Here is a 23,465-nt window from a genome sequence, read left to right as displayed (position 1 = left end):
TCCTTCTAAAAAAGTACCAATTGGAAATTTAGAAACTAAAGCCAATATTTAAATTAATGCGGTATAACCATTGATCGCTATAGGGTGAAACCGTTGAGGTATAACCTGTGGCATTGGAAGCCCCGCCAATAATATTGGAGTTTTTACCCCAGGTATAATCAGCCCACACCATAAACGGCGAAGCAATAAACATCATCCCTGTGGTATTCATTTGTGAAGCCGACCAGTCATCACGTTTCTTGTCCATATAACTATAATCATTATAAAAACGGATGGCTTTGAGTTTGCCCATATCCTGCACAGGCAAGGTATAAGCGAGGTTTAAACTGGCAACGGTGGCTTCTGACGCAATGAAATATGCAGGTGTAAAGCCATTATTGCCCATCAAGGTCACATCATTGCTAACCCCTTCTGGATTTTTGGCATCATATTGATAATGAATCACAGAGCTTTGTAGATTAAAGCGTTTGTAATTATTATCGCTGTGCAAACCGACTGCATAATATTGGCCATTTTTATCGGTGGTTTTATTATACAATTGTGCAATAGCTCCTGACACACCAAATTCTTGCTTACCAAAATCAGTTTCTAATTTACGTACAATACGTGTGTTAAATTGATGACGCTTTTCATTTTGATAGGCTTTTTGGGTGGGAAACGCATTATCGGCCAAATCATCATAGGTGGCACTTTCAGGTGAGTAACGCAGACTGGTATCTAGCATTTGCGGATAATAACCCAGTTTAATATCCCAATCCTTGTTATTAAAATTCCAGTTCAAACCAGGTGCAATGTTGTTGCCATAGCCCAAGAAAAATGGAATATGATAGGTCCAGCCATTTTGTGGATAAGGGTAAATTGTAAAAGGTTTATACACCAGACCAGCTTCGATACTATTATTTTGATCAAGCTTATAGCCGACATAAGCTTTCTCAATCGAGCGTTTCTCTTGATCCTGAAACAGATAACTGGCATTAAAATAAGCGTCGTCAAATTTACCTTTTAGATCTACCCTGAAAATATCAAAATAAAGTTTACCAAAACCGCCATTGGGCCCTTCCCAATTTTCATAACGTTGGTTGAGTCGCACCACGCCACCGAGTTTTACCGAATCCGTTCCGTCTTCACTTTTCCATTCTAGGGCTGAGCTTTGTGCAAAAACATGGGATGTGGTACCCAAATAAAATACAGCAAGCATCGCGACCATTGATGTCTTTTTCATATTTACTTCCTTTGCTTTCGTTCCAACGATCCTGTTGGCTAGTTTTTTGTTTTACCTATAAAACATAGTTTTTATCGTTTTATGAGCAAAAAAATTTGCTCATAAAACGGTCTTCACATCAGCACGGACTGCCAATGCTCAGGGGGATTAGTACAATTTTTTCTGTGGTGGACCAGCAAAGTTTAATGGCCCAATTGAATGCATATCCAGCTCGATCACACTTGGCCCTTGAAAATCAACGGCTTCTTGAATCACGGTCTTGAATTCATCTGCACTGCCCACTTTCCAACTTTTCACACCCATTGCTTCACCTAGAACCTTATAGTCGGGGGTATGCAATTCATTGAAATACTGGCGACCGCCGAAGTAATTCTTTTGAATGCCACGCATCACGCCATAGCCACCGTCATTCATGATCATCAGCACCATATTGGTATTTTCCTGTGCCATGGTTGCGATTTCACCAATGCCTAACATCAAACCGCCATCACCGACCAAGCCAATGACTTTCTTGTCGGGATTGGCAATCGATGCACCAATCGCCGTTGCCAGACCTAGACCAATTGCACCTGCTAGAGAATGAATATTCTGGTTTGGTGCCTGTACTGGGAATAAACGGCTGCCCCAGGTACTGCCAGACATAGTAATGTCGCGTACAAAAATACCGTCTTGTGGTAATGCGGCACGTAAGTGATCGCAGATTAAAGCGTACTGATCTAACTGGGTACGAAGCGCATCGATTGCTGCCTGTTTTGCCTTCACCACAGCTGCATCATAATCTGCATCGACTTTTGAGATACCTTGTAAGCCCGTCAATACGCGTTGCAACACATCTTTGGCATCACCACAAATAAAGTTGCGAACTTTGTAATTACGCTGCTGCGCCACTGGATTGGCATCAATCTGGATAATATTGTCAGGGAACTGCACTGAATAGGTCTTGGTTTCATTACTACGTAAACGCGAACCCACCACTACCAATAGATCAGCCTCTTTAAGTAACTGCTCAACGCCAGCCGAGTTATGGAATGCACCTAAACTACGAGGATGATCATCTGCCAACACGCCACGTGCATGTGTTGATGACACTACAGGAATCCCAAGATCAGCAATGGCTTTGACTTCCGCAACGCTATTCAAGGTACCGCCACCAATCCAGAATACAGGACGTTTGGCTTTCTTCAGTTCTTCAACGATTAAGTCGACTTCGACCTGTTCAGCTTGTGGTAATTCAAGGGCTTTTACTGGACCTAAGTTCAGCGGCAAATCGATTTCTGCTGCTTGCACATCAATCGGTAACTCAACACTGACTGGTCCCATCGGTACTGTAGTGGCTACACGAATCGCTTCACGAATCACACCCACTGCATTGTCAGGGCTGGTAATACGAAATGCTGCCTTGCTTGATGCACGTAAGAAGGTGAGCTGATCTTTGGTTTCATGAATAAAACTGGCATCACGATCCAAGTATTCACGCTCCACCTGTCCCGTTAAATGCAACACTGGACTGCCTGCATTCATTGCCTCAATCAGTGAACCGACCGCATTCCCCGCACCCGCGCCTGTACTGGTAAGCGCCACACCGAGTCCTTTAAAACGGGAGTGACCATCAGCCATCGTAACTGCGCCCGCTTCACCGCGTGCCGCCACAAAACGAATTTTTTCACGACGACCAACTGCATCTGCGATCGGTAAGTTATGGATCGAAATCACCCCATAAATGCTGTCTACTTGATGTGCTTCTAAAACACGGGCGATAGCTTCGCCTACATTTACACGTTCTGTCATTGCTATATTCCTCAAAAACTTTTCATTCCATGAATGTATTAATTCGCCCAAGGATTTGGCTGCTCGCTTAATCCCATATAGATGCTTTTTTGTTGCATATAAGACAAAATGCCTAATCGACCTTTTTCACGCCCGATCCCACTTTCTTTAAAACCACCAAATGGTGCTGAAATCGAGAATTTTTTGTAGGTATTGATCCAGACCGTACCGACTTCTAAAGCACGGGCAATTTGCCATGCCTTTCGATAGTTTTCAGTCCAGATGCCTGCGGCAAGCCCAAAACAGCTGTCATTGGCTTGCTGAATCAAATCAGCTTCATCGTCATATTTCATCACCACCAACACAGGGCCAAAAATCTCTTCCTGACAGGTTTGTGCTGAATTGCTTAAACCCGTGATAATGGTTGGCAAGTAATAGCTCCCTTTGGCAAACTCACCTTCGGTTAAGGCATGACCACCCACAAGGACTTGACCACCTTCTTGTTTCGCCAGCTGTACATAGTCATCGACAGAAGCCAAATGTTTCGGATTAATCAAAGAACCGAGATGTACACCCGCAGTTTCAGGATGTCCAACATGCAAGCCTTTGGTGATCTCAACCAAACGACTTAGAAATTGATCATAGATGCTGCTGTGCACGAATAGACGTGAGCCTGCAATACAGGCTTGTCCAGCCGAACTAAAGATGCCGTAAGCCACACCTTTCGCTGCCAATTCGATATCTGCATCTGGCAACACAATCGTTGGAGACTTTCCACCAAGCTCTAAAGATGTGGTGATCAGTTTGTCAGCTGCTAAATGTGCCAGATGACGACCCGTAGTGGTTCCACCCGTAAATGAAATCTTACGCACTAGAGGATGCTTCACGATCGCATCACCAATCACCGAACCACGCCCAACTAGGACACTCAATAAACCTTTCGGTAGGCCTGCTTCTTCAAAGATTTTGGCGAGTTCCAATGCGATCAAAGAAGTGACTTCTGCTGGTTTTAGAATCACCGCATTACCACCCGCAAGTGCAGGTGCTAATTTCTGTACTTCACTGGCAATCGGTGAATTCCACGGGGTAATTGCAGCGACCACGCCCACAGGTTCATGCACACTCATGGTCATAAAATCTGCGGCACGTTGCGTGGTTAGCTCATCATTCAAGGTTTCGCAGGCTGCTGCTACATAACGCGCTGTTGCTGCTGCACTCATGGTCAAGGCGCGGGTTTCAGCCAACGGCTTGCCATTATCACGGGTTTGTAGTTTTGAAAGCTCATCCACACGCGCTTCAATAATGTCGGCCACTTTATATAAAATACGGGCACGTTCATGTGGCATGCTGTTGCGCCACTCGGCTTTGCGCCAAGCCGCATCTGCCTTTTCAATGGCTTCATTGACATCGTCTAAACTCGCCGTTGAAATTTCAGCATTCACCGATTGATCTGCTGGAAATAAACTTTGAATCGTAGCACCTTTGCCTAATCGCCATTCACCAGCGATATAAATTTCCTTTACCATGATCAAATCCTTTTAAATCTGAATTGCTTCAACACTATTGCGGCAAGCGCGAATCACACTTAATGCAGCCAAGGTTGAGGTTTTCGGGTTACTCGCCAATGGCACACCCACCAATTCAATGGTCATTTCACCGAACACACCTTCTGCCACAATGGTGTGCTTGTTTTTGTTGATGCTCGGATCAACCGTCAACTCAACCATGGTGTCATCCATACCCAATCCAGCCAGTGCAATCGTGGCTGCTACATTGGCATTGGCTGGAAACTTCAAAGCTGCTTCTCTGGCTGTACCACGGAAAAAAACCGTTGCTTCGCTAACCTGATCAAGGTCCACCAATTGTTCCGCATAACTGCCACGCCAGCTTTTTGGACTTTTGCAGCCCTTATAAGTAACCTTTTCCAGACCACCTTCTTTGGCCGCAGAGATCCCATCAATCCCTGCAATTGCACCCGCTAAAAGGTGCAAATGCGCATCGTGTTGTTCTGCGGTTAATTTCAGTTGAATTAAAAATTCGTTATCCGCCAAAGTGCCCACTGAAATCAGGCCAATGGTCCAGCCTTTTTCGAGAACTTTTTGCGCGTGTTCTTTCACCGCAGCCTGGCCTGCCACTTCAATCACGTAGTCAGGTGTCCCCTGACATTCATCAATTGAAGAAATCACCTGTACATCAGCAGCAACCTGCGCCTGTACTTTTTCGATACTGCGAGCAGGTACCACAATCCATTTAAGTTGCAGGTCTTGAGGCATGTGGGCATACACTTCTGCCGCCATCGCACCGAAACCAATCATCATCAACTGTTTCATGTGAACACCTTATAAATGTTTGTTAAATCCACCAGAGACATCGAGTGTCGAAGCTGTGGTATACGAAGCTAAAGGTGATGCCAAGAACACCAAGGCACGTGCTGGTTCTTCTGGCTTGCCTAGACGTTGCATTGGAATGCCACGGTTTTTGGCGATATTGCCTGTCCACTGTTCCCATGTTGCATTTGGATCAGAACGGGTTTCAAAACGGCGTTTCCATTGTGCTGATTCCACCATGCCCAAAAGAATTGAATTGACACGAACACCGTACTGGGTAAATTCATGTGCCAGTGAATGGGTTAGATTCAGCAATGCTGCACGTGCAGATGAAGTTGCGATCATGTGTGGTTCAGGTTGCAGTGCCAGCAAAGAATTGACATTGGTAATCGACCCGCATGCCGAATGTTTTAAATCGTTTAAAAATGCCCGTACTGGATGTAATACACTGAAATACTTCAGTTCAATTTCTTTCATCCAGTCTTCATCTTGGGTATTTTCAAAATTAGACACACGCCCCTGACCTGCGTTATTGATCAGCATGTCGACATTGCCCAGATTTTGGTTTACCTGTTGTGCAAAGCGTTTTACATCTTCTTTATCCAAAACATTGCAGATACTGGTGAAGATATTGGCATGCGGATATTTTTCTAAAATATATAGTTTTGATGAAGCTAGACGTTGCTCATCTCGACCGCACCATGCCACCTTGGCACCTTCTGCAACTAAAATTTCGACTGCAGCCAAACCAATGCCTGACGAGCCACCTGTGACAACTGCTACTTTTCCTTCAACTTGGAAGCTCATATCCATATCTCTCGTTTAAGTCTTAATGTACCGATAGAACAATGTCGTTAAACTGTTCAGGTTGATCGACATAACTCAAATGACCTGCATCTGTAATGAGATGACATCGGCTCAATTGCATTTCTACAGCAAGCTCCTTGATCGCTTGTGCAGGTGTAATTCCATCCTTGTTACCCGCAATCACCACACACGGAACAGTCAGTTCTGTTAAATAATTTCGAATTTCGTCATAGGCCAACAAATAAGATGCTCGGGTAAAACCATCTAATGTTAGTTGCCCCATCACCTCACTGACCAAAGCCAGTGCCAGAGGGTCTTGTTTATAAATCAAATGCGGTCCACGGCTGGCAGCCATGCCTGCATTGCCTAAGCTTTTCAACATATCTGGGCGTTTTTGATAGACCTGTGCTTTGGTATCTTCATCGGAACGTTGGTAGCCTTGTGCTACGTTGGCAAGCACTAAAGTCTGTACCCGTTCAGGATAAAGATGGGCAACCGCACTGGCCTGTAAGGCACCCAATGAATGACCAATTACAACGGCTTTTGCAATGTTCAATGCATCCATCAATCCCAATACTCGCTCCGCATAATCGGCTGCATTGGGTTGATCTGTGTTTAAACCATCGGATAAGCCATAACCAGGTGCATCCCAAGCAATCACATGGAAATGCTGACCAAGTGTCTCTAGCTGATTGATCCAAGAAGCAGAACCCGAGCTAATCCCATGCAATAAAATCAGCGGTTGGCCTTGACCTGCCTCACGATAGGCTTGCATCTGACCATTTACTGCAATAGTTTTGACTGGGTATATGGCTAAGCGCTCAATCAGTGTCATCATTTCATTCCTTTTATTTGGCTTAAATCATTCGAATTAACGTTTGATTTGAGACAATGGATGCTCAGGTGGATAGTTCGGAATTGTCGGTTTTCCTGCACCCAACATCACACACATCAAGGCATCTTCCTGACCTGGATTAAATAAGCCACGATAAATACCCGGTGGAATCGAAATCAGATCACGCTCTTTCAGTCTGGTCTCGAACTTTTCACCGTTATGTTCAATGAACAGGTCAATCTCGCCACGTAACATGAAAAACACTTCTTCTACATCGTGATGAATATGCAAAGGTCCTTCACACTGTGCAGGTAAAACCATGGTTGAGAAGGTAAAGTTTTCTGCTGGAACCGTATTACCATCATTGACTACACCAGTCGCACCAGTACCCATATAACGCATTTGTGCACGACGATATTTCGGGTCGTAGTCCGCTTGGAACTTCAAAGCATCGAAATCATATTTACGTGTTTCAAAGCGTGCGATTCGTGTATTCAACCAGTCTTGTAAATTTGTACCTTCAGGTTGTGTCCATGATTCGAATTGTTGAGTAGTCATGTTTTAACTCCTAGGCTTTTGTTCAATAGTTTGATTAATAACGTTTCAATAAAGGAAGCAAGAAGAACGATCCAATCACAGCGACGGCTGCCAAGAAGGTAATTCCTAAATTAAAACTATGTGTTTGCATCACGATATAACCGATCAGAACAGGTGCAATTGCACTGGCAAAATTCCCCATCCCGTTGAAAATTCCACCCGCAGTTGCACCAACATCGGCAGTTGTTACACGGGCAAGTAAAGCGAATACTGCTGCGACACCAAAGCCCCAAGCCATTGCGCTTAAAGACATTGCCGCGATCACGAGAATCGGGTCAGTCATAATGACCATGACATACATAAAGATGCCTGCCACCAATAAGCCACTGAAGACCTGAATCGCACGGCGACCTAACTTGTCCGAAAGGAAAGCACCAATCACTTCACCAATCAGCATGGCAATGAATGGCAAGCTGGAATAAACACCGAACTCTTTCAGGTTAAAGCCCTTGTCCTGAATCAAATAAGAAGGTACCCAGCTATTTAAACCCCATAGATAGGTCATCAAGGCAATATTGAAAATACACACCAACCAAAATGCGCGGTTCTGTAGTAGTACCTTGGTGTTATGAATGTGCCCTTTGAAATTGACGCGTTTGCTGGTCGATTCCAATTCAATGGTTTTCTTAAGTTGTAAATGACGTAAACCAAATGCAATCGCAAGTAATGCAATGACTGTTAAACCTGCCATAACAAAGAATGTGGTATGCCAATCATGCTTTGCCAAGACTGCTGCGGTAATTGGAAAACCAAGGAATGCACCGATCGGGGTTCCTAATAAGAACATGGTCGAAGCTCGTGCTTGCTGGTGGTCGGTATAGGTTTGCTTCACAATGGCATAGGCCAGTGCAAACAATGGTCCCTCAGCCAGACCAAGCAAAACGCGCAAGATCAACATGCCTGTATAGTTGGTGGTAAAACCCATACAAAACATGAGCAAACCCCATGATGCGACGCTCCAAAACAGCATTTTCTTCGGGTTAAAAATATCGCCCAAGAAGCTCAAAAATACCGAAGAGAAACCATAAGCCAACAAGAAGCTGGTCATCAGCCATCCGAGTTTTGCCTTGTCTTCCGCAATTCCCATGGCACCTTGGAAGTGCGGGTCAGCAAATAACACTGCGATACTAATTTTGTCGAAGAATGCCAGAACGACACATACCATCAGGACGAAAGCAGGAACCCAATGCTTTAATCCACTTTTCTCTTCATTACTCATACTTCATTCCTTCGATTGAGTCATGAACCGGATCTAGGGTCTGTTGACATTTCATAGATACTTGAGACAACAGACCCTAAGGTTTATGGTTTTAATTTCATTACATTAAATTCAGGGTCTGCTAATAGTTTTGGGTCTAACTCGGTATTGGATTGCATCCAACGCTTTGCCAGCTTGACCAGTTTTGAATCATTAATAGCAATCATGTTGAGTAAACGGTTTTGATCATCTAAGTACAAATAACTGCATTGATCATCACCGCTTTTTCGAACCACGATCTGCTCGGTTTTTTCAGCTTGATAGGTGCCCAATATCTGAATATTAAAGTGATACTGATCTGACCATAACCATGGAATATCGCTATATTCAGTCTCTATTCCCAGCATTGATTTTGCAGCGGCAATCGCCTGATTCTGTGCATTTGCCCATGACTGGATGCAATAGCCAAGCCCGGGATGAATTGCAACATCACCTGCGGCATAAATATCCTGATCAGAAGTTTGACCAAAACCATTCACCACAATGCCATCTTTCACATCCAAGCCTGCATTCACGCCAAGCTCTTTGGCAATATCAGCACCAGCCCCAACCACAACACAGTCAAATAACTCACTCACATTGGGATGATTGACCACTTCAACTTTTTGCTGACCCGCTTCAATCAAATGCAGATTTTTACTATCTAAATGAATCTGGGTACCCTGCTGCTCATGCATGTTTTTTAGAAAAGCAGATACGTCAGGACTGACGCTACGTGCACACAGACGATCACCATATTCAAAAATATGAACTTCTTTACCTTGTTTACGTGCGGTCGCTGCAATTTCCAAACCGATCCAGCCACCACCAATCACGGCTAACTTTTGCGAATGCTGCAAGATTTCGGCTAAACGCTCACAATCCTGAACATTACGTAAAGTCACCACATTGGGAATAAACTGCCACGTATTCACAGGAACACGGGCACGGCTACCTGTGGCGATCAACAATTTGTCATACGGTAAAACCTGACCGCTTTCTAGAACCACTTGTTTCTGCTGGCGATCGACTTGCGTTGCCACCGCTGGCTTATGCCATTGGATATTAAAGTCCTGCACCTGTTCTGGAGAAAACAGATGTAGGCTTTCATAGCTCGCTTCTTTAGATAACACTTGTTTTGACAAGGGTGGGCGTTCGTAAAACACACGGTCTTCATTTGAGACCACATGAATTTCACCTGAATATCCATTTTGGCGCAAAGTACTGACTGCCCACCCCGCTGCTTGTCCTGCACCAACAATTACGATTCTGTCCATAGCTTATTCTCCCTGCTGATCTGTACTTATGCAGGTTTGACTTGACGACGAGTATGATCATCTAAACCACCTTCAATCGCCCATTCTGTAAAGAGTTCCAGACGATGTTCTTCGATGCGTGGCTGCCATTCTTCGGTCAGGTAGTCATCGTTGGTGTAATACTCAAACGCACCACCAAGCGGTGAATTGACATACCAGAAGTAAGCTGAAGAAATCGGATGACGTCCCGGGCCAATGAAAGTCGACCAATCAGAACGGTTCATATGCAATCCACCACCAATCACCTCATGGATATCACGCACCACGAAGGCGACGTGATTGAGTCCAGCAGGTTTATTTGGCACCGAAAGCAAGAACAGATCATGGTGGAAACCTTTACCGCGACAGCGTAAGAATGCACCACGATTGCGATAAGCATCAGATAGGAAGAAACCCAGTTTTTCGATATAGAACTGTTCAGTCTTTGCTAAATCTGGGGTAAAAAACACCACATGACCAATCGCAACAGGTTGTCCTTTTTCATATACAGGACTTGCTGCATTGACACGTTGTACATTGCCGTATTGGTTAATGCCTTCAGTTTGCAAAGCCGGCAGCTCTTGCGTAAAACTCTTTTGAAAACGGATGGTCATACCATTCGGATCTATGCATTGCACCATATCCGTACTGGCTTGATAACCCTCTACATCATTCAGACGGAGTGCTAAATTTGCCAAATCTTGTGCCGCATCATCTAGCCCCCAAGTCACTTCACGTAGCGTTGAACCTGACTCGATTGCTTTAGGTAAGCGGATATCATCGCAATCAAATAAATAGATCTTGCTGCCATTTTGTGTCTGGTAAAGATCAGTCCCTTCAATATCCGACTGGCTTTGCTTGAGACCAAAATCTGCCAAGAACTTATTCGAAGCAGCTCTGTCCTCAACACCAAACTTTAAAATCTCAATCCCTGTAATCATGAGATCACTCCTTAATTAAAGACAAAACCACCATTTACTGGGATATTTTGTCCTGTCACAAACGAGGACAAATCTGATAGTAAATAAAGGGCTGTTCCGTTCAAATCCTGTGGTAATTGCTGACGTTGAATCGCACGACCATTCACATATAAATCATGGCGTTCTTGCGGCACATAAGCAGTTGCTTCAACCAAAGTTAATCCTGGTGACAACGTGTTAATACAGATATTGAATGGCCCAAGTTCCCTTGCCATCGAACGAGTCATTGCAGTCAACGCGCCTTTGCTTGCCACATAGGCGATAAGATTCGGTGCACCCCATAAGGCGGTATCTGAAGCGACGTTGATGATCTTGCCTGTATGCGACTCCTTGAGATAAGGTACACATGCCTTGGTCACCAACCACGTGCCTTTCACATTAATGTTCATGACGCGATCCCACAGATCCTCGTCATAATCCATCATGCTTTTACCACCCACATTGGTTGCAAGTGCAGCACAATTCACTAACCCATCGATGCCACCTAAATGCTCAGCAGCCTGTTGAACCGCCTGTTCAATTGAGTTCGCATTTGCAAGGTCAATGGTTACTGCATCAACTTTTAAGCCTTGTACCTGTAAGGTAGTGGCCTCTTTTTGCACCAAATCAGACAAAATATCAGCCATCACCACATGCGCACCTGATTCTGCAATGGCCTGAGCAAAGTCTCGTCCCAAGCCTCTTGCCGCACCTGTGACAAGGACTTTTTTACCCTGCAACAATGCGACATTAACCATGAACTTCTTCCTGCATTTCAATACGGTTTGAGCTATTGAGTGCTGCAATTTTCTTTAACTGTTTTTCCGCTTCTTTTTTCATTAAGCGGCGTAAACGAGATAGACCGACATCATGTTGATAGAGGAATTCGTGTTGACGTGCATTCGGTGCAAGATGTTCTAAAATAATCCGATCTTGCTCCAACACATCCCAGTGCAATTTTTCTAAATGGTTACGGTAAAGGAAACGCCAAACATTACGTTGCCAGCCACTAACTTTACGACAGCGCCAGAAGAACACACGGGTATTTTTCTCATCAATTGGCGTTGCATAACCAACAATCCAGAACTCGCCACCTGGGCCAAAATCCTTACGATACGGAATCGAAAGACGTAGCCAGCTTGCACCTGTATTGGCATATTCAACCCAGTCAAAATTGACACCGACTTGACCTTCTTTTTCAAAAATAAAGCCATTTGAAGTTGAACGGTGTTTCATTTCCGCAGTACGATCACCCTCTGCCATTGAGTGTGATGTGCAATGCAAATAACTACCGTGCATCGGGTCCATCACATTATCAATTGCGTACTGATGATTTACTTTCCAGTCCGCCTGACATAAAAATGAGCTCCACTCTTCACTTGCCAATTGTTCTGGAAAGTCAAGAGGTTTAGGTGTTTCATTGGCATCAATGCCAAACCACATAAAAATCGCACCATGTTGCTCAATCACTGGATAACTTTTTACACATGAGCTGCCTTTCATTGGACAATCATGTACCGCAGGCACATCTTCCACCACGCCATCATGACGGACTTCGACACCGTGATACCAGCAAGCCACACGATTGCCCAGATTCCAACCTAAAGAAAGACGTGCGCCACGATGCGGGCAGCGATCTTCTAAAGCATGCACCTGACCTTCCGCATCACGCCAAACCACGATATTTTCACCTAAACGGGTAATACCGACTGGATTCGCCGCGACTTCCCAGCTTGCTAACACTGGATGCCACTGATCACGTAAACCTAAATCTAAATATTCTTCTACACTCGGTGCCACTGATACTGCTGCGTTCATCACTATTCTTCCTTGAATTAATAACCTAAACGTTGCATTTCTTCTGAAAAAGTTTCAGAAGTCCAAAGCTCACCAGATTCACAACGGAAGCCTTGTTGATTTAAAGACTGCACTAAATCACCAAGTTCTGTTACACCTGCTGCAAAGGCTTTAATTAAGTACTGAACAAAATCTTGCTCATAGACCGTTGGCGCTTTATACCGTGTCTGCCAAACCAGAAGCTCAGCTTGACCTGGTATCTGAATATTGTTAATCCCTGCTTCAGTCGCTGGCGTGGCATGAATCCAGTTCGCTAGCTTCTTATTAAATGTTTCCATGAGATTCCATCCTTATAAATAAGACTTATAGTTGAATTTGAACGTCCTGCCCTTCAACACGTACTGGATAGGTACATAGGTCACGACATCCTGGTCCACTTTTCAACTCACCTGTTTGAATATCAAAAATGGCCTCATGTAACGGACATTCCACGGTTTGATCTTCAATAAAGCCTTCTGTTAATAAGGCAAAGGCATGTGGGCAAACATTCTCGATGGCAAAGTAATTATCATCGATGAAAAATACGCCAATTTTCTTACCATCGACTTCTATGGCTTTCGGCTCGTCTTCGGTAACGTCGTCTTGCTGACAAACTGAGATCCAACTCATCCTTGCATCCTCATTTGTTTTATATATAAAACAATATTTGATATAACAAACTTTAATAAAGAATACTCCTATGCTGTTTTTTATGTCAAACACTATATTTTGTTTAAATTCATATATTTGATATTTATTACACATTCTTTTACGTTTTACTTTGGAAATTTTGTTTTATATATAAAACTATCTTTTCATTATGCTTTGCAGTTAGAATAGAATCCTAAGAAAATTAAATTTTTATGATTTGCGTTTTTTGTAGGAAAATTAAACTGATGAATTCAAGCATTGAAACAGACTCTCAAGAATCTGAACTCACAAAAAATGATGATCGCTATTTAGTCCCTGGCTTAGTGCGTGGCTTGGCAATTTTGCAAGCCTTTAATCAACAAACCCAAGAAATGACCATTACCGAGATTGCCGAAGTTCTCGATGTCAACCGGTCTAGTGCATTTCGACTTATCTATACTTTGGAGTCTTGTGGCTTTCTACGTAAAGCTTCACAAAAGACCTATGCACTCGATTCAAAGGTCATGGAACTTGGTTTTAATAGTTTGTCGAAACAGTCCTTATTAGATTTAGCCACACCATTGATGAAAGAACTGCGTGATCAAACCCAACTGGCGGTGCATTTATCCATCTTGGAAGGCACGTATATTGTCTTTATCAACAACATTCAATCGAATGGCACATTTACCAGCAATATTGGTTTAGGCACACGCTGGCCTGCACACGCCACCGTGATTGGACAAATGATGTTGGCCGATCTCAGCGAAACTGAAATTCGTGACCGTTATAAAAACTTTAATCAATGGGATACATTCTCAGAACTTACACCTAAAAACCTCAAGGAGCTGTTACAACGCCTCAGTTTTGTCAAAACACAACGCTCTATGGTCAGTTGGGGGCATTACAATCATGATATGGCGGCATGTGCTGCACCAATTTTTAAACAATCTACTCATAAAATGGCAGCTGTGTTATCTGTGAGTTGTCCTTTAGGCAGTTATGATGAACATTATTTTAGAAATGAAATTGCAGATACAGTGATTCAAAGTGCAGATAAGATTTCTCAATTTATCTATTAAGGGATAACAAAAAAGCAGCTTTTGCTGCTTTTTTAGATTTTCAGACTTCAATCATCAGGCTTGATCTGTCTTTAATTTATTTTTTAAACGTTTATCCATCGCATCAAACAAAGGACGTGACAAATTCATCATCCATGTGGGTACGGTATTCAATACCGCATTGGCAACCAAACCTGTTTTACTGCTGACACGATAGGATTTTTCTTGAATCGCTTTTACAATCCAGCCTGCAGCAGCAGGTGTATCCAACATTTTCATGTGTTTGTAGATTGCGGTCTTGGATGACATTGGTGTTCTGACCATTGGAAAATACACAATACTGACGTCAATACCTTTACCTTTGAGTTCCATGGATAATGAACGGGAAAAGGACTCGAGTGCAGATTTACTGGCCAGATAAGCCGAGAATAATGGAATTGGCACTTGAGTAGACATGGTCGAGATATTGACAATATGCCCTGCACCATTGGCTAAGAAATGTGGCAATAAACCCAGCGTCAAATTCACTGCTGCAAAATAATTAATCTGCATGGTACGCGTATAGTCGTGCAGGCGATCAAGCGATTCAAGAATCGGACGGCGAATGGAACGGGCTGCATTATTGACTAAAACATCCACTTGCTTATGCTCTGATAAAATCTGAGTGATACAGCTTTGCGCTTGTTCTAGCTGGGTCAAATCAGCTGGATAAATAGAAACTCGCCCACCTTGTGCCTGAATGCTACTCTGAATGCGTTGCAGCTCATCTAGCCGACGTGCAATGAGGCAAACTATAGCACCTGCTTGCGCCAGTTGTATGGCAGCTTGTTCTCCGATCCCACTTGAAGCACCTGTAATAATGATGGTTTTATCCTTTAAATCCATTGTTTTCTTCCTAAAATATTCTGTTTTGATCATCTAACCATTATTAGACAACATCGTGGCTTAGTACCTTTTTTACGATTTTTTGAATAGCCAAATGACCTTGAAGGCCCCTATTTGGCAGGCTTCAATCTGAACTTGATTCATAACTGCTGTAATAATCAGCCCACATTTTACTAGCATATGTAACTGTATGAATGTTATTTCTGTAAGCTTGGCTATTGAGCATTACAGTCAAAGGTGTACGGTAAATGTCTACGAGTATCAATTTTTCTGAGTGAAGCCTTCCTCAATAGTAACAGTGAGTAAGATTTTGAGAATTTTATATGCGACACCCTCTATCAAATAGATTTTATTTTTCTATTGAATATAGCTTAAACGAACAAACTTAAGTATTAATTAAATTAAAGATCATAATTTCCCAACTATGATTACAACCACTTTAAAGCACACCATTACTTATTAAGATAAATATTGTTAGTTTTTATTTTTATAAAATAATGAATTAATCTCAAAACAAATATAGACCACCAACAATATTTTTTATTTTAATTTTATAAATTTTCACAATTACAACCCAACCAAAACTCCATTACATTAAATAATTAGCACTCGCAAACCCCAAACATATTATACACAAAATACACTGGCGCATCTTCCGGATAAACATCAGTATCTTTAACTGTAAATAAAAGACCATTACTTAGTATCATCAGGACATCATCATTTCGGCTTACAACTGAACCCTTATATATTATTTCAGTTACTTTACCCATATTATCAGCTTCCTTTTGTATAAAGAAAACTTTTCGACCTAATTTAATATTGCTTGGAACAATTCGCTTATACAAACCACATTTCTTGCAAACCCACTTCTTCACTATCAACTCTCAAAACAAAAGAGTTATTATATTAAAAACACAACCAACTGAGTGAACACAAAAAACCTAATAAATTAACAATATAGTCTTTATTCACATATCAAAAACGCTCCAAACTCCAAACCAAAATTAAGATGTGAACACACAAAGACAATCCATCAAATATAAAAATATCATATAGATTAAAATTTAATTATAAAAAATTAGTAGACATAATCAGGCCTAAATAAAAACCTCATAAACTATAATAATATCCCACCCATAATATCCTCAAGAATTTCAATAAAAACAATGTAAGTACTAAATTAAAAAAGCATCCGCACTATTTACTCCATTTTGCCGTTATATCCGAGATCTGTTTTTATATGAGTTTAATCATGATACTGGGCTGCATCTGGTGCTTAAATTAGCTGATCATGCCAATAGTGTTGCAATCTCTGCACTCGCACTTTCTCGCAGGGATCAATGTTCACCCATTGTCACAATATTATTCAGGTGTCGATACCCCCATTCAATCGGGTATATTGCTAGGATTTGCCTGTGTTCAAGAACAGGACATGACTTTTGCTTTTAGTATTTTAGGTCAATGCTCGATTGAAAATGATGTTGAGCTTTTCCCCAGAGCCGTTGATCGCAGTAGAACAGCACTTGGTTTAGAAGGTCTAGGCAACACCCCTTGTATGGATTCACACCTCAACCAAGTGAAACTGAATCAGCATTTCAATCCAAATTAAAAACAAAGATCTAAACTGACTTTGACTCGATCTAAAACAATTAAAGTCCGATAGGTTTTTACATCCTGATTGTCTGCAAAATGCTTTCTTACTGAAGCTTCAAAGTGAGATAAGTTATTGGAGATCATAATCATGATAAAAGACACACCACCATTGACGAAATAGCATTGCTGGATTTCTTCAACTGCCGCAAAGTATTGCTTTGCTCGATCCATTACGATTGAGCGATCTTCACTTAAACGGACCTCAATAATTGATGTCACTTTTTCCCCAAAACGCTTTGGATTCAGTACCGCACAATTTTTTTCAATGATCGACTCCTGTTCCATTCGAATAATACGCCGTTGTACCGATGCCTGAGACAATCCGATTTGTTCAGAAATCTGACGATGTGAGGTCTTATTGTCCTGCTGCAATATTCTTAAAATTGCATAGTCAAAATGATCGAGTGAAATTTCTGCCATGAATTAATTCCTCATTTTTCTTCGATAATAGAGTGAATTACTCATCCACTTCAATCAATAAGCACTATTTAATCATCATTCTAGAACTAAAATCTCATGATCAATCCATTGGTCACCAACATGATTCATTCTGCACACAATAAGCAAGAATTTGCCTTAGCCGCAGCATGCCTATCGCTTGCCTCGGTACAAATTGGGGCAGCGATTGCCAAAACTCTATTTCCGATCTTTGGTGCCGAAGGGGTTGCATTGATTCGTTTAAGTTTCTCAGCCCTATTGTTATGGATGATTTTCAAACCTTGGCGCAACGTCAACAGCCAGATGGATTGGAAAAATCTGATCATTTATGGACTGATTCTGAGTTTAATGAATCTTTTGATCTATAAGGCTTTTTCCCATTTATCGATTGGTATTGCTATTTCAATTGAAGTCTTGGGTCCACTCACCGTTGCCATTTTGATGTCAAAGCAGAGGCAGGATTTACTATGGGGTGCTTTGTCGTTTGTGGGGCTAATGCTGTTACCGCTAGGCAATGCCAATCAGAATTTTAGTTATATCGGCATGTTTTATGCGCTTGCCGCAGCATTCTGTTGGGGCATGTATATCATTTACGGTACGAAAGTCGCAAAAGGCGGCAGCAATACAGTGGCAATTGGCATGTTGGTCGCAACTTTATTTGCGCTGCCCTTTGGCATTTCTGATCTGAATCAGCTATTTCATTCTTATTGGATTTTACTGCTCTGTGTTTTAGTGTCGCTACTTTCCAGTACCATTCCATTCTTGTTAGATATTTTTGCAATGAAAAAACTAGAACCAAAAGTGTTTGGAATTTTACTAAGTGCCTCTCCTGCTGTCAGTGCCCTTGCAGGTTGGCTGATCTTGAATGAGCATCTTAATTCTTATCAAATCCTGGGTATTGCCATCATTATGCTCTCATGTGCGGGTTGCTCCTATTTCTCTTATAAAAACAATAAGGACTAACCGTCAAAGCATAGCTCTTATCATGATATTGGATAAGTTTAGATGGAGCGCTACTACTCGATTACTTTTCTTGTTTCGGGTGACGATCAGTCCACAAAGCATCACAATAAAGGTTGCACTCGAAGATAAAGTGGTTTCAAAGTCGATGAACTAGGCCCATCGACTTTGTTTTATAATTAATGATGTATTGCTATGCTTCGCCTGTTTCAGCAATGTCTGTTGCTGGATTGACCGTACTTCTACTGCCACTATCCGACTCATGCCGTTTCAGCACCAACACCGCAAAAATCGCAATAATCGCTGGGATGGCAATCATGACAAAGTTCAACTTATGCGGTAAGCCTAAGGTCAGTAGCATCCCTGTTAAAATCGGTCCAACGATGGCACCAATTCTTCCAACCGCAGACGCACAACCAATGCCTGTCGAACGCACACTCAATGGATAGTATTGGGCCACATAACTATAAAGTAAGATAGATGTACCAATGGTTGCAGCCCCTGCAATCGTCACCAAACCATATAAAATATAGGCTGGGGAGTTATAGCCTAGCCCGACCAAGGCAAATACCCCTGCTACAAACATAGTTAAAATCACAGGCTTTAAGTGGAATTTATCTGAAAGTATGCCACCAAAAATTGCCCCAATCATGGCCCCAACATTCAGTGCCAGTAAGAATAAAATACTTTTACCCAATGAATAGCCTGCTGCCAGCATCAATTTTGGCAACCAACTACTCAATGCATAGACCATCAACAAACACATAAAGAATAATAGCCAGAACATCAAGGTACTTAATGCACGACCGTGTTGAAATAAGGCTTTGGCAGAACTGCCTGTATCCAGATGATCCTCATTCAAGCATAAACGCGTCTCACTGCTGAATGCCTGTTCTGGTGCAAGTTTCTGAATAATGGCATGGGCTTGCTCGGTCTTGCCGCTTTTCACCAAAAAGGTCAATGACTCAGGTAAGAACTTCCATAAAATCGGTAACAACAACAATGGAATACCGGCAATCAAGAACATGATTTGCCAACCTTGGCTTTCGACTAAATAACTGCCCAACAATGCCGAAATAATTCCACCAATGGCATAGCCACTAAACATACTGCCAACTAAAGTGCTGCGTATCCGTTTCGGTGCATATTCAGAGGTCAAAGCTACCAGATTCGGCATCACCCCACCAATGCCTAAACCCGCTAAAAACCGTAAAATACCAAACTCAAAAGGCGTCGATGCAAAAGCGCCCCAGAAAGTAAAACCGCTAAAAAAAGTCACGCAGATCAAGATCACTTTTTTGCGACCAATTTTATCTGCCAAAGCCCCGAATAGCATGGCACCAAACATCATGCCACATAAGGCAGTACTAGCCAGCATACCTGCCTGTACCGCGGTGAGTGACCACTCCTGCATCAATACAGGTAAAACCACACCATAAATAACCAGATCATAACCGTCAAAAATAATAATCAGTAAGCACCAAAGCAAAATGCTCCAGTGAAAAGGGGTAAATTTTGCCTGGTCAATAATTGCATTGACATTCAACGTCGATGTTGCCATTTCATCATCTCCTCTATGAGATAAATTCTTGTTCATTTTTAAAACGACATACTGCACCCTAAAGAAAAAACAGATTATTCAAGGTCTTGATTAAAAATCGTAACTCGCCATCATATTGAAGCGGTTATCAATCCCGTTACGGCCGTCAAAGGTTTCGCGCTCGCCATAGACATACTCCACGCCCAAGGTAATCGGTTTATACGGGCTGTACATGGCATTGATCCAACCCTGCCAAAGCTGCTTGTTTTGAGTTGCATTATTTTTTTGAATTTCAGCAAAAGTATTGTCATCCTTGGCTTTCATATAGCCATAGCCCAAGGTTGAGCGAAGCTTCGAATTAAACTGATGGGTTAGACCTGCTGAAATGGTGTCGAATTCATTGCTCTGAATATGATTTTTATCATCAATTACATAGCTGTTATTGCTCCAAAGTAGGAAGCGGCCATCACCTTTAACATGGTAATAATCGGCTTTTAAGAAAGTTTGTGGTGTCAGCTGATATTTACCCCCTAGGCCTACACCCCATGCCCATTCCTCATCATTACTGGTCTTTTTCTCGGCCATAAAAGTACGACCTGACAACAGTGAACCATTGACAAATTTATGGTTCAACCGCCCAACTAAAGCAGGCAAACGCATTTCATTATCAGGGTCGGAAGTTGCGGTATATTTAGGATCTTCAATCGCGACAGCAAAACTGGTATTGGCTGATAAATTATCGCTATAACGTACCAACGGAGAGCGTTGTAATGCGCCACCGACATAGGTTCCCGCATCAATGGTTTCTGGATAATATTCAGGCGCAATAAAAGTGGACCAAGTCTGACCAATCAACCATTTATCAAAGGTTAAATAGGCATGACGAATACGGAATTGATCGCGTGTGCTGCCACCAAAGAAATCCGTTTCCAGCTTGCCGCCAACATCGCCTGCCGCCGTCGGTGTTTTAAAATTCAAACCTAAACGGGTGACGTTGACGGTTGAATGCAAGCGGTCTTTTTGCTGAGCTTCCTCGGCAGTATGTTCTAGTGGTACGCCACTGATATTGTTATACATGGTCGATGCACCTTTGGCCTGATACGAGGCATCAGCACGGATATAACCATATAAATTCACTTCAGCCCCACCTTTGCTGATGTTCAATTTTGGGGCTTGTGTTTCAGTTACTTGTGGCGAAGCAGCAACCGCGACTTGAGCCGTCGATTGAGAAGAAACAGGTTGCTTTACATATTGTTGCAGCATGGCGCGCAACTCTTGTACTTCTTGTCTAAGCTGTGCAATTTCAGCACTCTCAGTTCCCGAATAAGCAGAGGACATAGCCGTTAAAACTGCCGCAGCCAGCATGCTTTTTTGTACCGTTAAAATAAGCTTTTTCATTAAAATCAATTTCCTTTTCGGCTGATCTTAAAACCCGTTTTAAGATCATTCTTTGTTTGTGTTGTTCCTTTGTCGTACCGATGTACCACATCACATTTTTTATTCTAAAAACTTCAAAGCATTGATTTATCTAGTTTTCACCTCCTATTTAAATAAATAGCCACTTTTTTTAAAGACAACACAACCTAGCAGCGGCAATTGCAGCCACTGTTAAAAACTTCAGTTAAAAGCTAAAAATTAAGTTGCTGTTCTAATGTTGAATTCCTTGTTGAGTGAAAACTGCCTTACCAGAATGTTCCGAGGTCAAGATATCCTCTTGTTTTTTCTGAGCAATCAGTCCTTGATAAGTTAAAACTTGGCTAAAGCAACGCGCCTGTTCAAAACCTGTGCACTGAAGTAGTTGCTGATAAGCGTCAAAAGAGAGCGTGAAAAAATCTTGCTCTAAACGTTCCATCATGGCTTGGCTCTGCTCGACACTCAGGCCATTGTTCTGACACAGCAGTGGCAAAGCTTTGAATTGTTGAGGAGCTTCACAGGCCATCAGGTCATAGGTCATGAGCAACCCATCCGCTTTTAATCGCTGTGATATTTCAGCAAAGAAACTCGGTTTAAGCGCATGCGGCACAAAATGCGCAACTAAAATTGACAAGGCCGCATCAAATTTTGGCTGTGTAGGTAATGCTGCTGTTTCGCCATGAACAAATTGCACCCGCTCGGACTGACCCAGTCCCTGAATCAAGGCTTGTGCTTTCTGCAACATACTCAAAGAAGGATCAACAGCCGTAAAGCGCCAAGTTGGATGTCTGTTCAGTAGATATTCAAGCTCATAGCCTGTGCCACAACCGACAATTAAAATCTCTGCGTCTGCACTTAAAGCTGACTGTAAAATCGCATCCACTTGTTGATGCATCAGCTCATAACCTGGAATCAGACGACGAATATGATCGTCATAGCGTTCCACCACTTTTTGACTGTTAAAATCTTTCGCCATTTGATCCTCTACTTTTAAGTCTTAAACAGTCAGCATTGCATCAACAGATAACTGCTTTATAGAAGGTTTACTCGCTTCAATACTCAAACCCAATTTTTGAAATAAAGCGTGATCACGATTTTCGCCCGCATTGGCAGTGGTCAACAGTTTTTCACCCGAAAAAATAGAATTGGCACCTGCCATAAATGCTAGAGCTTGATCTGAATCGGTTAATGCTTCACGGCCTGCGGAGAGTCGAATATAACTTTTGGGCATAATTAATCGTGCCACCGCAATGGTCCGAATCCACTCAACAACATCCAGTTTTTCGACTTGAGCCAACGGTGTTCCTTCAATCGGTACCAACATATTGATGGGCACGGATTCTGGATGTAGTGGCAAAGTCGCTAACTCGTGTAAAAGACCAATCCGATCCTCGCGGCTTTCACCTAAACCGACAATCCCACCACTACAGACTTTCAAGCCTGCCTGACGAACATGGTCTAAGGTATCCAGTCGATCATCAAAGGTTCGGGTGCTGATAATGTGGGAATAATATTCCCGCGAGGTATCCAGATTATGGTTGTAATAATCTAGACCAGCATCTTTTAAACGCTCCGCCTGAGAAGCATTCAGCATGCCCAAGGTCATACAGGTTTCCAGTCCCAAAGCTTTGACCTCACGCACCATGTCCAGTACATAAGGCATATCGCGCTCGTGTGGATTGCGCCATGCGGCTCCCATACAAAAACGAGATGCACCTGAGGCTTTAGACTTTTGTGCCTCTTGAATGACTTTCTCGACGGCAATGCGTTTTTCTGCTTCCAGTTTTGAATCATAACGTGCTGATTGCGAACAATACTTGCAATCTTCTGGACATTTCCCAGTCTTAATAGACAGCAAAGTACTGACCTGAATCGTATTCGCAGCAAAATACTGTCGGTGTAACTGTTGTGCCTGAGACAGCAAATCTAATAAAGGCTGCTCATACACAGCCTGTATTTCTGCACGTGACCAATCATTTCTAATCTTCATTTATTGATCCTGA

General features: G+C 42.4%; 23 protein-coding genes and 1 pseudogene. 3 read left to right on the top strand and 21 right to left on the bottom strand.

The features are described 5' to 3' along the window. Positions 1-28: 28 nt before the first annotated feature. The 14 genes from F3J02_RS11355 to F3J02_RS11290 form a co-directional block, all read right to left on the bottom strand. Positions 29-1,222 carry a hypothetical protein gene (locus F3J02_RS11355; protein WP_167249373.1) on the bottom strand — a complete coding sequence of 398 codons (1,194 nt, stop codon included), beginning with the start codon at positions 1,220-1,222 and terminating at the stop codon, positions 29-31. A 147-nt stretch (positions 1,223-1,369) separates the two neighbouring features. Further along, positions 1,370-3,010: a thiamine pyrophosphate-binding protein gene (locus F3J02_RS11350; RefSeq protein ID WP_167249371.1), complete on the bottom strand. Its 1,641-nt coding sequence runs from the start codon at positions 3,008-3,010 to the stop codon at positions 1,370-1,372. Positions 3,011-3,048: 38 nt separating this feature from the next. Further along, a complete protein-coding gene (locus F3J02_RS11345; RefSeq protein WP_167249369.1) occupies positions 3,049-4,515 on the bottom strand; it encodes an aldehyde dehydrogenase in 1,467 nt (488 codons plus the stop codon). Positions 4,516-4,527: 12 nt separating this feature from the next. Beyond that, positions 4,528-5,319, bottom strand: a complete 792-nt coding sequence (locus tag F3J02_RS11340; RefSeq protein ID WP_167249367.1) for an aspartate dehydrogenase — start codon at positions 5,317-5,319, stop codon at positions 4,528-4,530. A gap of 9 nt (positions 5,320-5,328) precedes the next feature. Then, entirely contained in the window at positions 5,329-6,123 is a 795-nt protein-coding gene (locus tag F3J02_RS11335) for an SDR family oxidoreductase (RefSeq protein WP_167249365.1), read from the bottom strand. A 22-nt stretch (positions 6,124-6,145) separates the two neighbouring features. Beyond that, the gene (locus tag F3J02_RS11330; protein WP_167249363.1) at positions 6,146-6,961 is read right to left on the bottom strand and encodes an alpha/beta fold hydrolase; all 816 of its coding nucleotides are present in this window, start codon (positions 6,959-6,961) and stop codon (positions 6,146-6,148) included. Between the two features lie 33 nt (positions 6,962-6,994). Continuing rightward, a complete protein-coding gene (locus tag F3J02_RS11325) occupies positions 6,995-7,516 on the bottom strand; it encodes a cupin domain-containing protein (protein ID WP_004652930.1) in 522 nt (173 codons plus the stop codon). A gap of 34 nt (positions 7,517-7,550) precedes the next feature. Further along, positions 7,551-8,774 carry an MFS transporter gene (locus F3J02_RS11320; RefSeq protein WP_167249361.1) on the bottom strand — a complete coding sequence of 408 codons (1,224 nt, stop codon included), beginning with the start codon at positions 8,772-8,774 and terminating at the stop codon, positions 7,551-7,553. 83 nt (positions 8,775-8,857) lie between these two features. Then, the gene (locus F3J02_RS11315; protein WP_167249359.1) at positions 8,858-10,069 is read right to left on the bottom strand and encodes an NAD(P)/FAD-dependent oxidoreductase; all 1,212 of its coding nucleotides are present in this window, start codon (positions 10,067-10,069) and stop codon (positions 8,858-8,860) included. A gap of 26 nt (positions 10,070-10,095) precedes the next feature. Then, positions 10,096-11,028 (bottom strand): VOC family protein, encoded by a 933-nt coding sequence (locus F3J02_RS11310; RefSeq protein WP_167249357.1) that lies wholly within the window; start codon positions 11,026-11,028, stop codon positions 10,096-10,098. Positions 11,029-11,039: 11 nt separating this feature from the next. Continuing rightward, entirely contained in the window at positions 11,040-11,804 is a 765-nt protein-coding gene (locus F3J02_RS11305) for an SDR family oxidoreductase (protein ID WP_167249355.1), read from the bottom strand. After that, positions 11,797-12,864: an aromatic ring-hydroxylating oxygenase subunit alpha gene (locus F3J02_RS11300; protein ID WP_167249353.1), complete on the bottom strand. Its 1,068-nt coding sequence runs from the start codon at positions 12,862-12,864 to the stop codon at positions 11,797-11,799. The genes F3J02_RS11305 and F3J02_RS11300 overlap by 8 nt, the downstream gene beginning before the upstream one ends. 17 nt (positions 12,865-12,881) lie before the next feature. Beyond that, entirely contained in the window at positions 12,882-13,181 is a 300-nt protein-coding gene (locus tag F3J02_RS11295; protein ID WP_167249351.1) for a recombinase-like helix-turn-helix domain-containing protein, read from the bottom strand. Between the two features lie 25 nt (positions 13,182-13,206). Continuing rightward, a complete protein-coding gene (locus tag F3J02_RS11290) occupies positions 13,207-13,512 on the bottom strand; it encodes a non-heme iron oxygenase ferredoxin subunit (protein WP_167249349.1) in 306 nt (101 codons plus the stop codon). A 266-nt stretch (positions 13,513-13,778) separates the two neighbouring features. Here F3J02_RS11290 and F3J02_RS11285 point away from each other — a divergent pair, with 266 nt between their 5' ends. Continuing rightward, the gene (locus F3J02_RS11285; RefSeq protein WP_167249347.1) at positions 13,779-14,591 is read left to right on the top strand and encodes an IclR family transcriptional regulator; all 813 of its coding nucleotides are present in this window, start codon (positions 13,779-13,781) and stop codon (positions 14,589-14,591) included. Positions 14,592-14,645: 54 nt separating this feature from the next. Here F3J02_RS11285 and F3J02_RS11280 read toward each other — a convergent pair whose 3' ends face one another. Then, a complete protein-coding gene (locus F3J02_RS11280; protein ID WP_167249345.1) occupies positions 14,646-15,455 on the bottom strand; it encodes an SDR family NAD(P)-dependent oxidoreductase in 810 nt (269 codons plus the stop codon). A gap of 602 nt (positions 15,456-16,057) precedes the next feature. Beyond that, positions 16,058-16,333 (bottom strand): hypothetical protein, encoded by a 276-nt coding sequence (locus F3J02_RS11275; protein ID WP_167249343.1) that lies wholly within the window; start codon positions 16,331-16,333, stop codon positions 16,058-16,060. Between the two features lie 358 nt (positions 16,334-16,691). Here F3J02_RS11275 and F3J02_RS11270 point away from each other — a divergent pair. Beyond that, positions 16,692-16,956, top strand: a pseudogene (locus F3J02_RS11270) (PLP-dependent aminotransferase family protein); the annotation flags it as partial. A gap of 107 nt (positions 16,957-17,063) precedes the next feature. Here the strand turns inward: F3J02_RS11270 and F3J02_RS11265 are convergent. Next, on the bottom strand, positions 17,064-17,531 hold the full coding sequence (locus tag F3J02_RS11265; RefSeq protein WP_167249341.1) for an Lrp/AsnC family transcriptional regulator: 468 nt from the start codon (positions 17,529-17,531) through the stop codon (positions 17,064-17,066). Between the two features lie 120 nt (positions 17,532-17,651). Here F3J02_RS11265 and F3J02_RS11260 point away from each other — a divergent pair, with 120 nt between their 5' ends. Next, entirely contained in the window at positions 17,652-18,512 is an 861-nt protein-coding gene (locus F3J02_RS11260) for an EamA family transporter (RefSeq protein WP_167249339.1), read from the top strand. A gap of 190 nt (positions 18,513-18,702) precedes the next feature. Here the strand turns inward: F3J02_RS11260 and F3J02_RS11255 are convergent, their stop codons facing one another. The 4 genes from F3J02_RS11255 to bioB all read right to left on the bottom strand — a co-directional run bounded on the left by F3J02_RS11255 (position 18,703) and on the right by bioB (position 23,452). Beyond that, positions 18,703-20,070 (bottom strand): MFS transporter, encoded by a 1,368-nt coding sequence (locus F3J02_RS11255; protein ID WP_167249337.1) that lies wholly within the window; start codon positions 20,068-20,070, stop codon positions 18,703-18,705. 90 nt (positions 20,071-20,160) lie between these two features. Further along, entirely contained in the window at positions 20,161-21,447 is a 1,287-nt protein-coding gene (locus tag F3J02_RS11250; protein ID WP_167249335.1) for a DcaP family trimeric outer membrane transporter, read from the bottom strand. Between the two features lie 250 nt (positions 21,448-21,697). Then, positions 21,698-22,438 carry an SAM-dependent methyltransferase gene (locus F3J02_RS11245; protein ID WP_167249333.1) on the bottom strand — a complete coding sequence of 247 codons (741 nt, stop codon included), beginning with the start codon at positions 22,436-22,438 and terminating at the stop codon, positions 21,698-21,700. 21 nt (positions 22,439-22,459) lie between these two features. Further along, positions 22,460-23,452 carry a biotin synthase BioB gene (bioB, locus tag F3J02_RS11240; protein WP_167249331.1) on the bottom strand — a complete coding sequence of 331 codons (993 nt, stop codon included), beginning with the start codon at positions 23,450-23,452 and terminating at the stop codon, positions 22,460-22,462. Positions 23,453-23,465: the final 13 nt, after the last annotated feature.

It is taken from the genome of Acinetobacter sp. Tr-809, from assembly GCF_011753255.1.
Lineage (GTDB): Bacteria > Pseudomonadota > Gammaproteobacteria > Pseudomonadales > Moraxellaceae > Acinetobacter.
This window is presented reverse-complemented; position numbering and strand designations above follow the sequence as displayed.

What these genes read in the sequence shown, in the direction of transcription:
- F3J02_RS11300 (WP_167249353.1), bottom strand. Translation starts at nt 12,864, where the DNA reads ATGAACGCAGCAGTATCAGTGGCACCGAGTGTAGAAGAATATTTAGAT.
- F3J02_RS11280 (WP_167249345.1), bottom strand. Translation starts at nt 15,455, where the DNA reads ATGGATTTAAAGGATAAAACCATCATTATTACAGGTGCTTCAAGTGGG.
- F3J02_RS11285 (WP_167249347.1), top strand. Translation starts at nt 13,779, where the DNA reads ATGAATTCAAGCATTGAAACAGACTCTCAAGAATCTGAACTCACAAAA.
- bioB (WP_167249331.1), bottom strand. Translation starts at nt 23,452, where the DNA reads ATGAAGATTAGAAATGATTGGTCACGTGCAGAAATACAGGCTGTGTAT.
- F3J02_RS11330 (WP_167249363.1), bottom strand. Translation starts at nt 6,961, where the DNA reads ATGATGACACTGATTGAGCGCTTAGCCATATACCCAGTCAAAACTATT.
- F3J02_RS11310 (WP_167249357.1), bottom strand. Translation starts at nt 11,028, where the DNA reads ATGATTACAGGGATTGAGATTTTAAAGTTTGGTGTTGAGGACAGAGCT.
- F3J02_RS11305 (WP_167249355.1), bottom strand. Translation starts at nt 11,804, where the DNA reads ATGGTTAATGTCGCATTGTTGCAGGGTAAAAAAGTCCTTGTCACAGGT.
- F3J02_RS11340 (WP_167249367.1), bottom strand. Translation starts at nt 5,319, where the DNA reads ATGAAACAGTTGATGATGATTGGTTTCGGTGCGATGGCGGCAGAAGTG.
- F3J02_RS11290 (WP_167249349.1), bottom strand. Translation starts at nt 13,512, where the DNA reads ATGAGTTGGATCTCAGTTTGTCAGCAAGACGACGTTACCGAAGACGAG.
- F3J02_RS11335 (WP_167249365.1), bottom strand. Translation starts at nt 6,123, where the DNA reads ATGAGCTTCCAAGTTGAAGGAAAAGTAGCAGTTGTCACAGGTGGCTCG.
- F3J02_RS11315 (WP_167249359.1), bottom strand. Translation starts at nt 10,069, where the DNA reads ATGGACAGAATCGTAATTGTTGGTGCAGGACAAGCAGCGGGGTGGGCA.
- F3J02_RS11255 (WP_167249337.1), bottom strand. Translation starts at nt 20,070, where the DNA reads ATGGCAACATCGACGTTGAATGTCAATGCAATTATTGACCAGGCAAAA.
- F3J02_RS11355 (WP_167249373.1), bottom strand. Translation starts at nt 1,222, where the DNA reads ATGAAAAAGACATCAATGGTCGCGATGCTTGCTGTATTTTATTTGGGT.
- F3J02_RS11245 (WP_167249333.1), bottom strand. Translation starts at nt 22,438, where the DNA reads ATGGCGAAAGATTTTAACAGTCAAAAAGTGGTGGAACGCTATGACGAT.
- F3J02_RS11320 (WP_167249361.1), bottom strand. Translation starts at nt 8,774, where the DNA reads ATGAGTAATGAAGAGAAAAGTGGATTAAAGCATTGGGTTCCTGCTTTC.
- F3J02_RS11350 (WP_167249371.1), bottom strand. Translation starts at nt 3,010, where the DNA reads ATGACAGAACGTGTAAATGTAGGCGAAGCTATCGCCCGTGTTTTAGAA.
- F3J02_RS11265 (WP_167249341.1), bottom strand. Translation starts at nt 17,531, where the DNA reads ATGGCAGAAATTTCACTCGATCATTTTGACTATGCAATTTTAAGAATA.
- F3J02_RS11250 (WP_167249335.1), bottom strand. Translation starts at nt 21,447, where the DNA reads ATGAAAAAGCTTATTTTAACGGTACAAAAAAGCATGCTGGCTGCGGCA.
- F3J02_RS11325 (WP_004652930.1), bottom strand. Translation starts at nt 7,516, where the DNA reads ATGACTACTCAACAATTCGAATCATGGACACAACCTGAAGGTACAAAT.
- F3J02_RS11345 (WP_167249369.1), bottom strand. Translation starts at nt 4,515, where the DNA reads ATGGTAAAGGAAATTTATATCGCTGGTGAATGGCGATTAGGCAAAGGT.
- F3J02_RS11260 (WP_167249339.1), top strand. Translation starts at nt 17,652, where the DNA reads ATGATTCATTCTGCACACAATAAGCAAGAATTTGCCTTAGCCGCAGCA.
- F3J02_RS11295 (WP_167249351.1), bottom strand. Translation starts at nt 13,181, where the DNA reads ATGGAAACATTTAATAAGAAGCTAGCGAACTGGATTCATGCCACGCCA.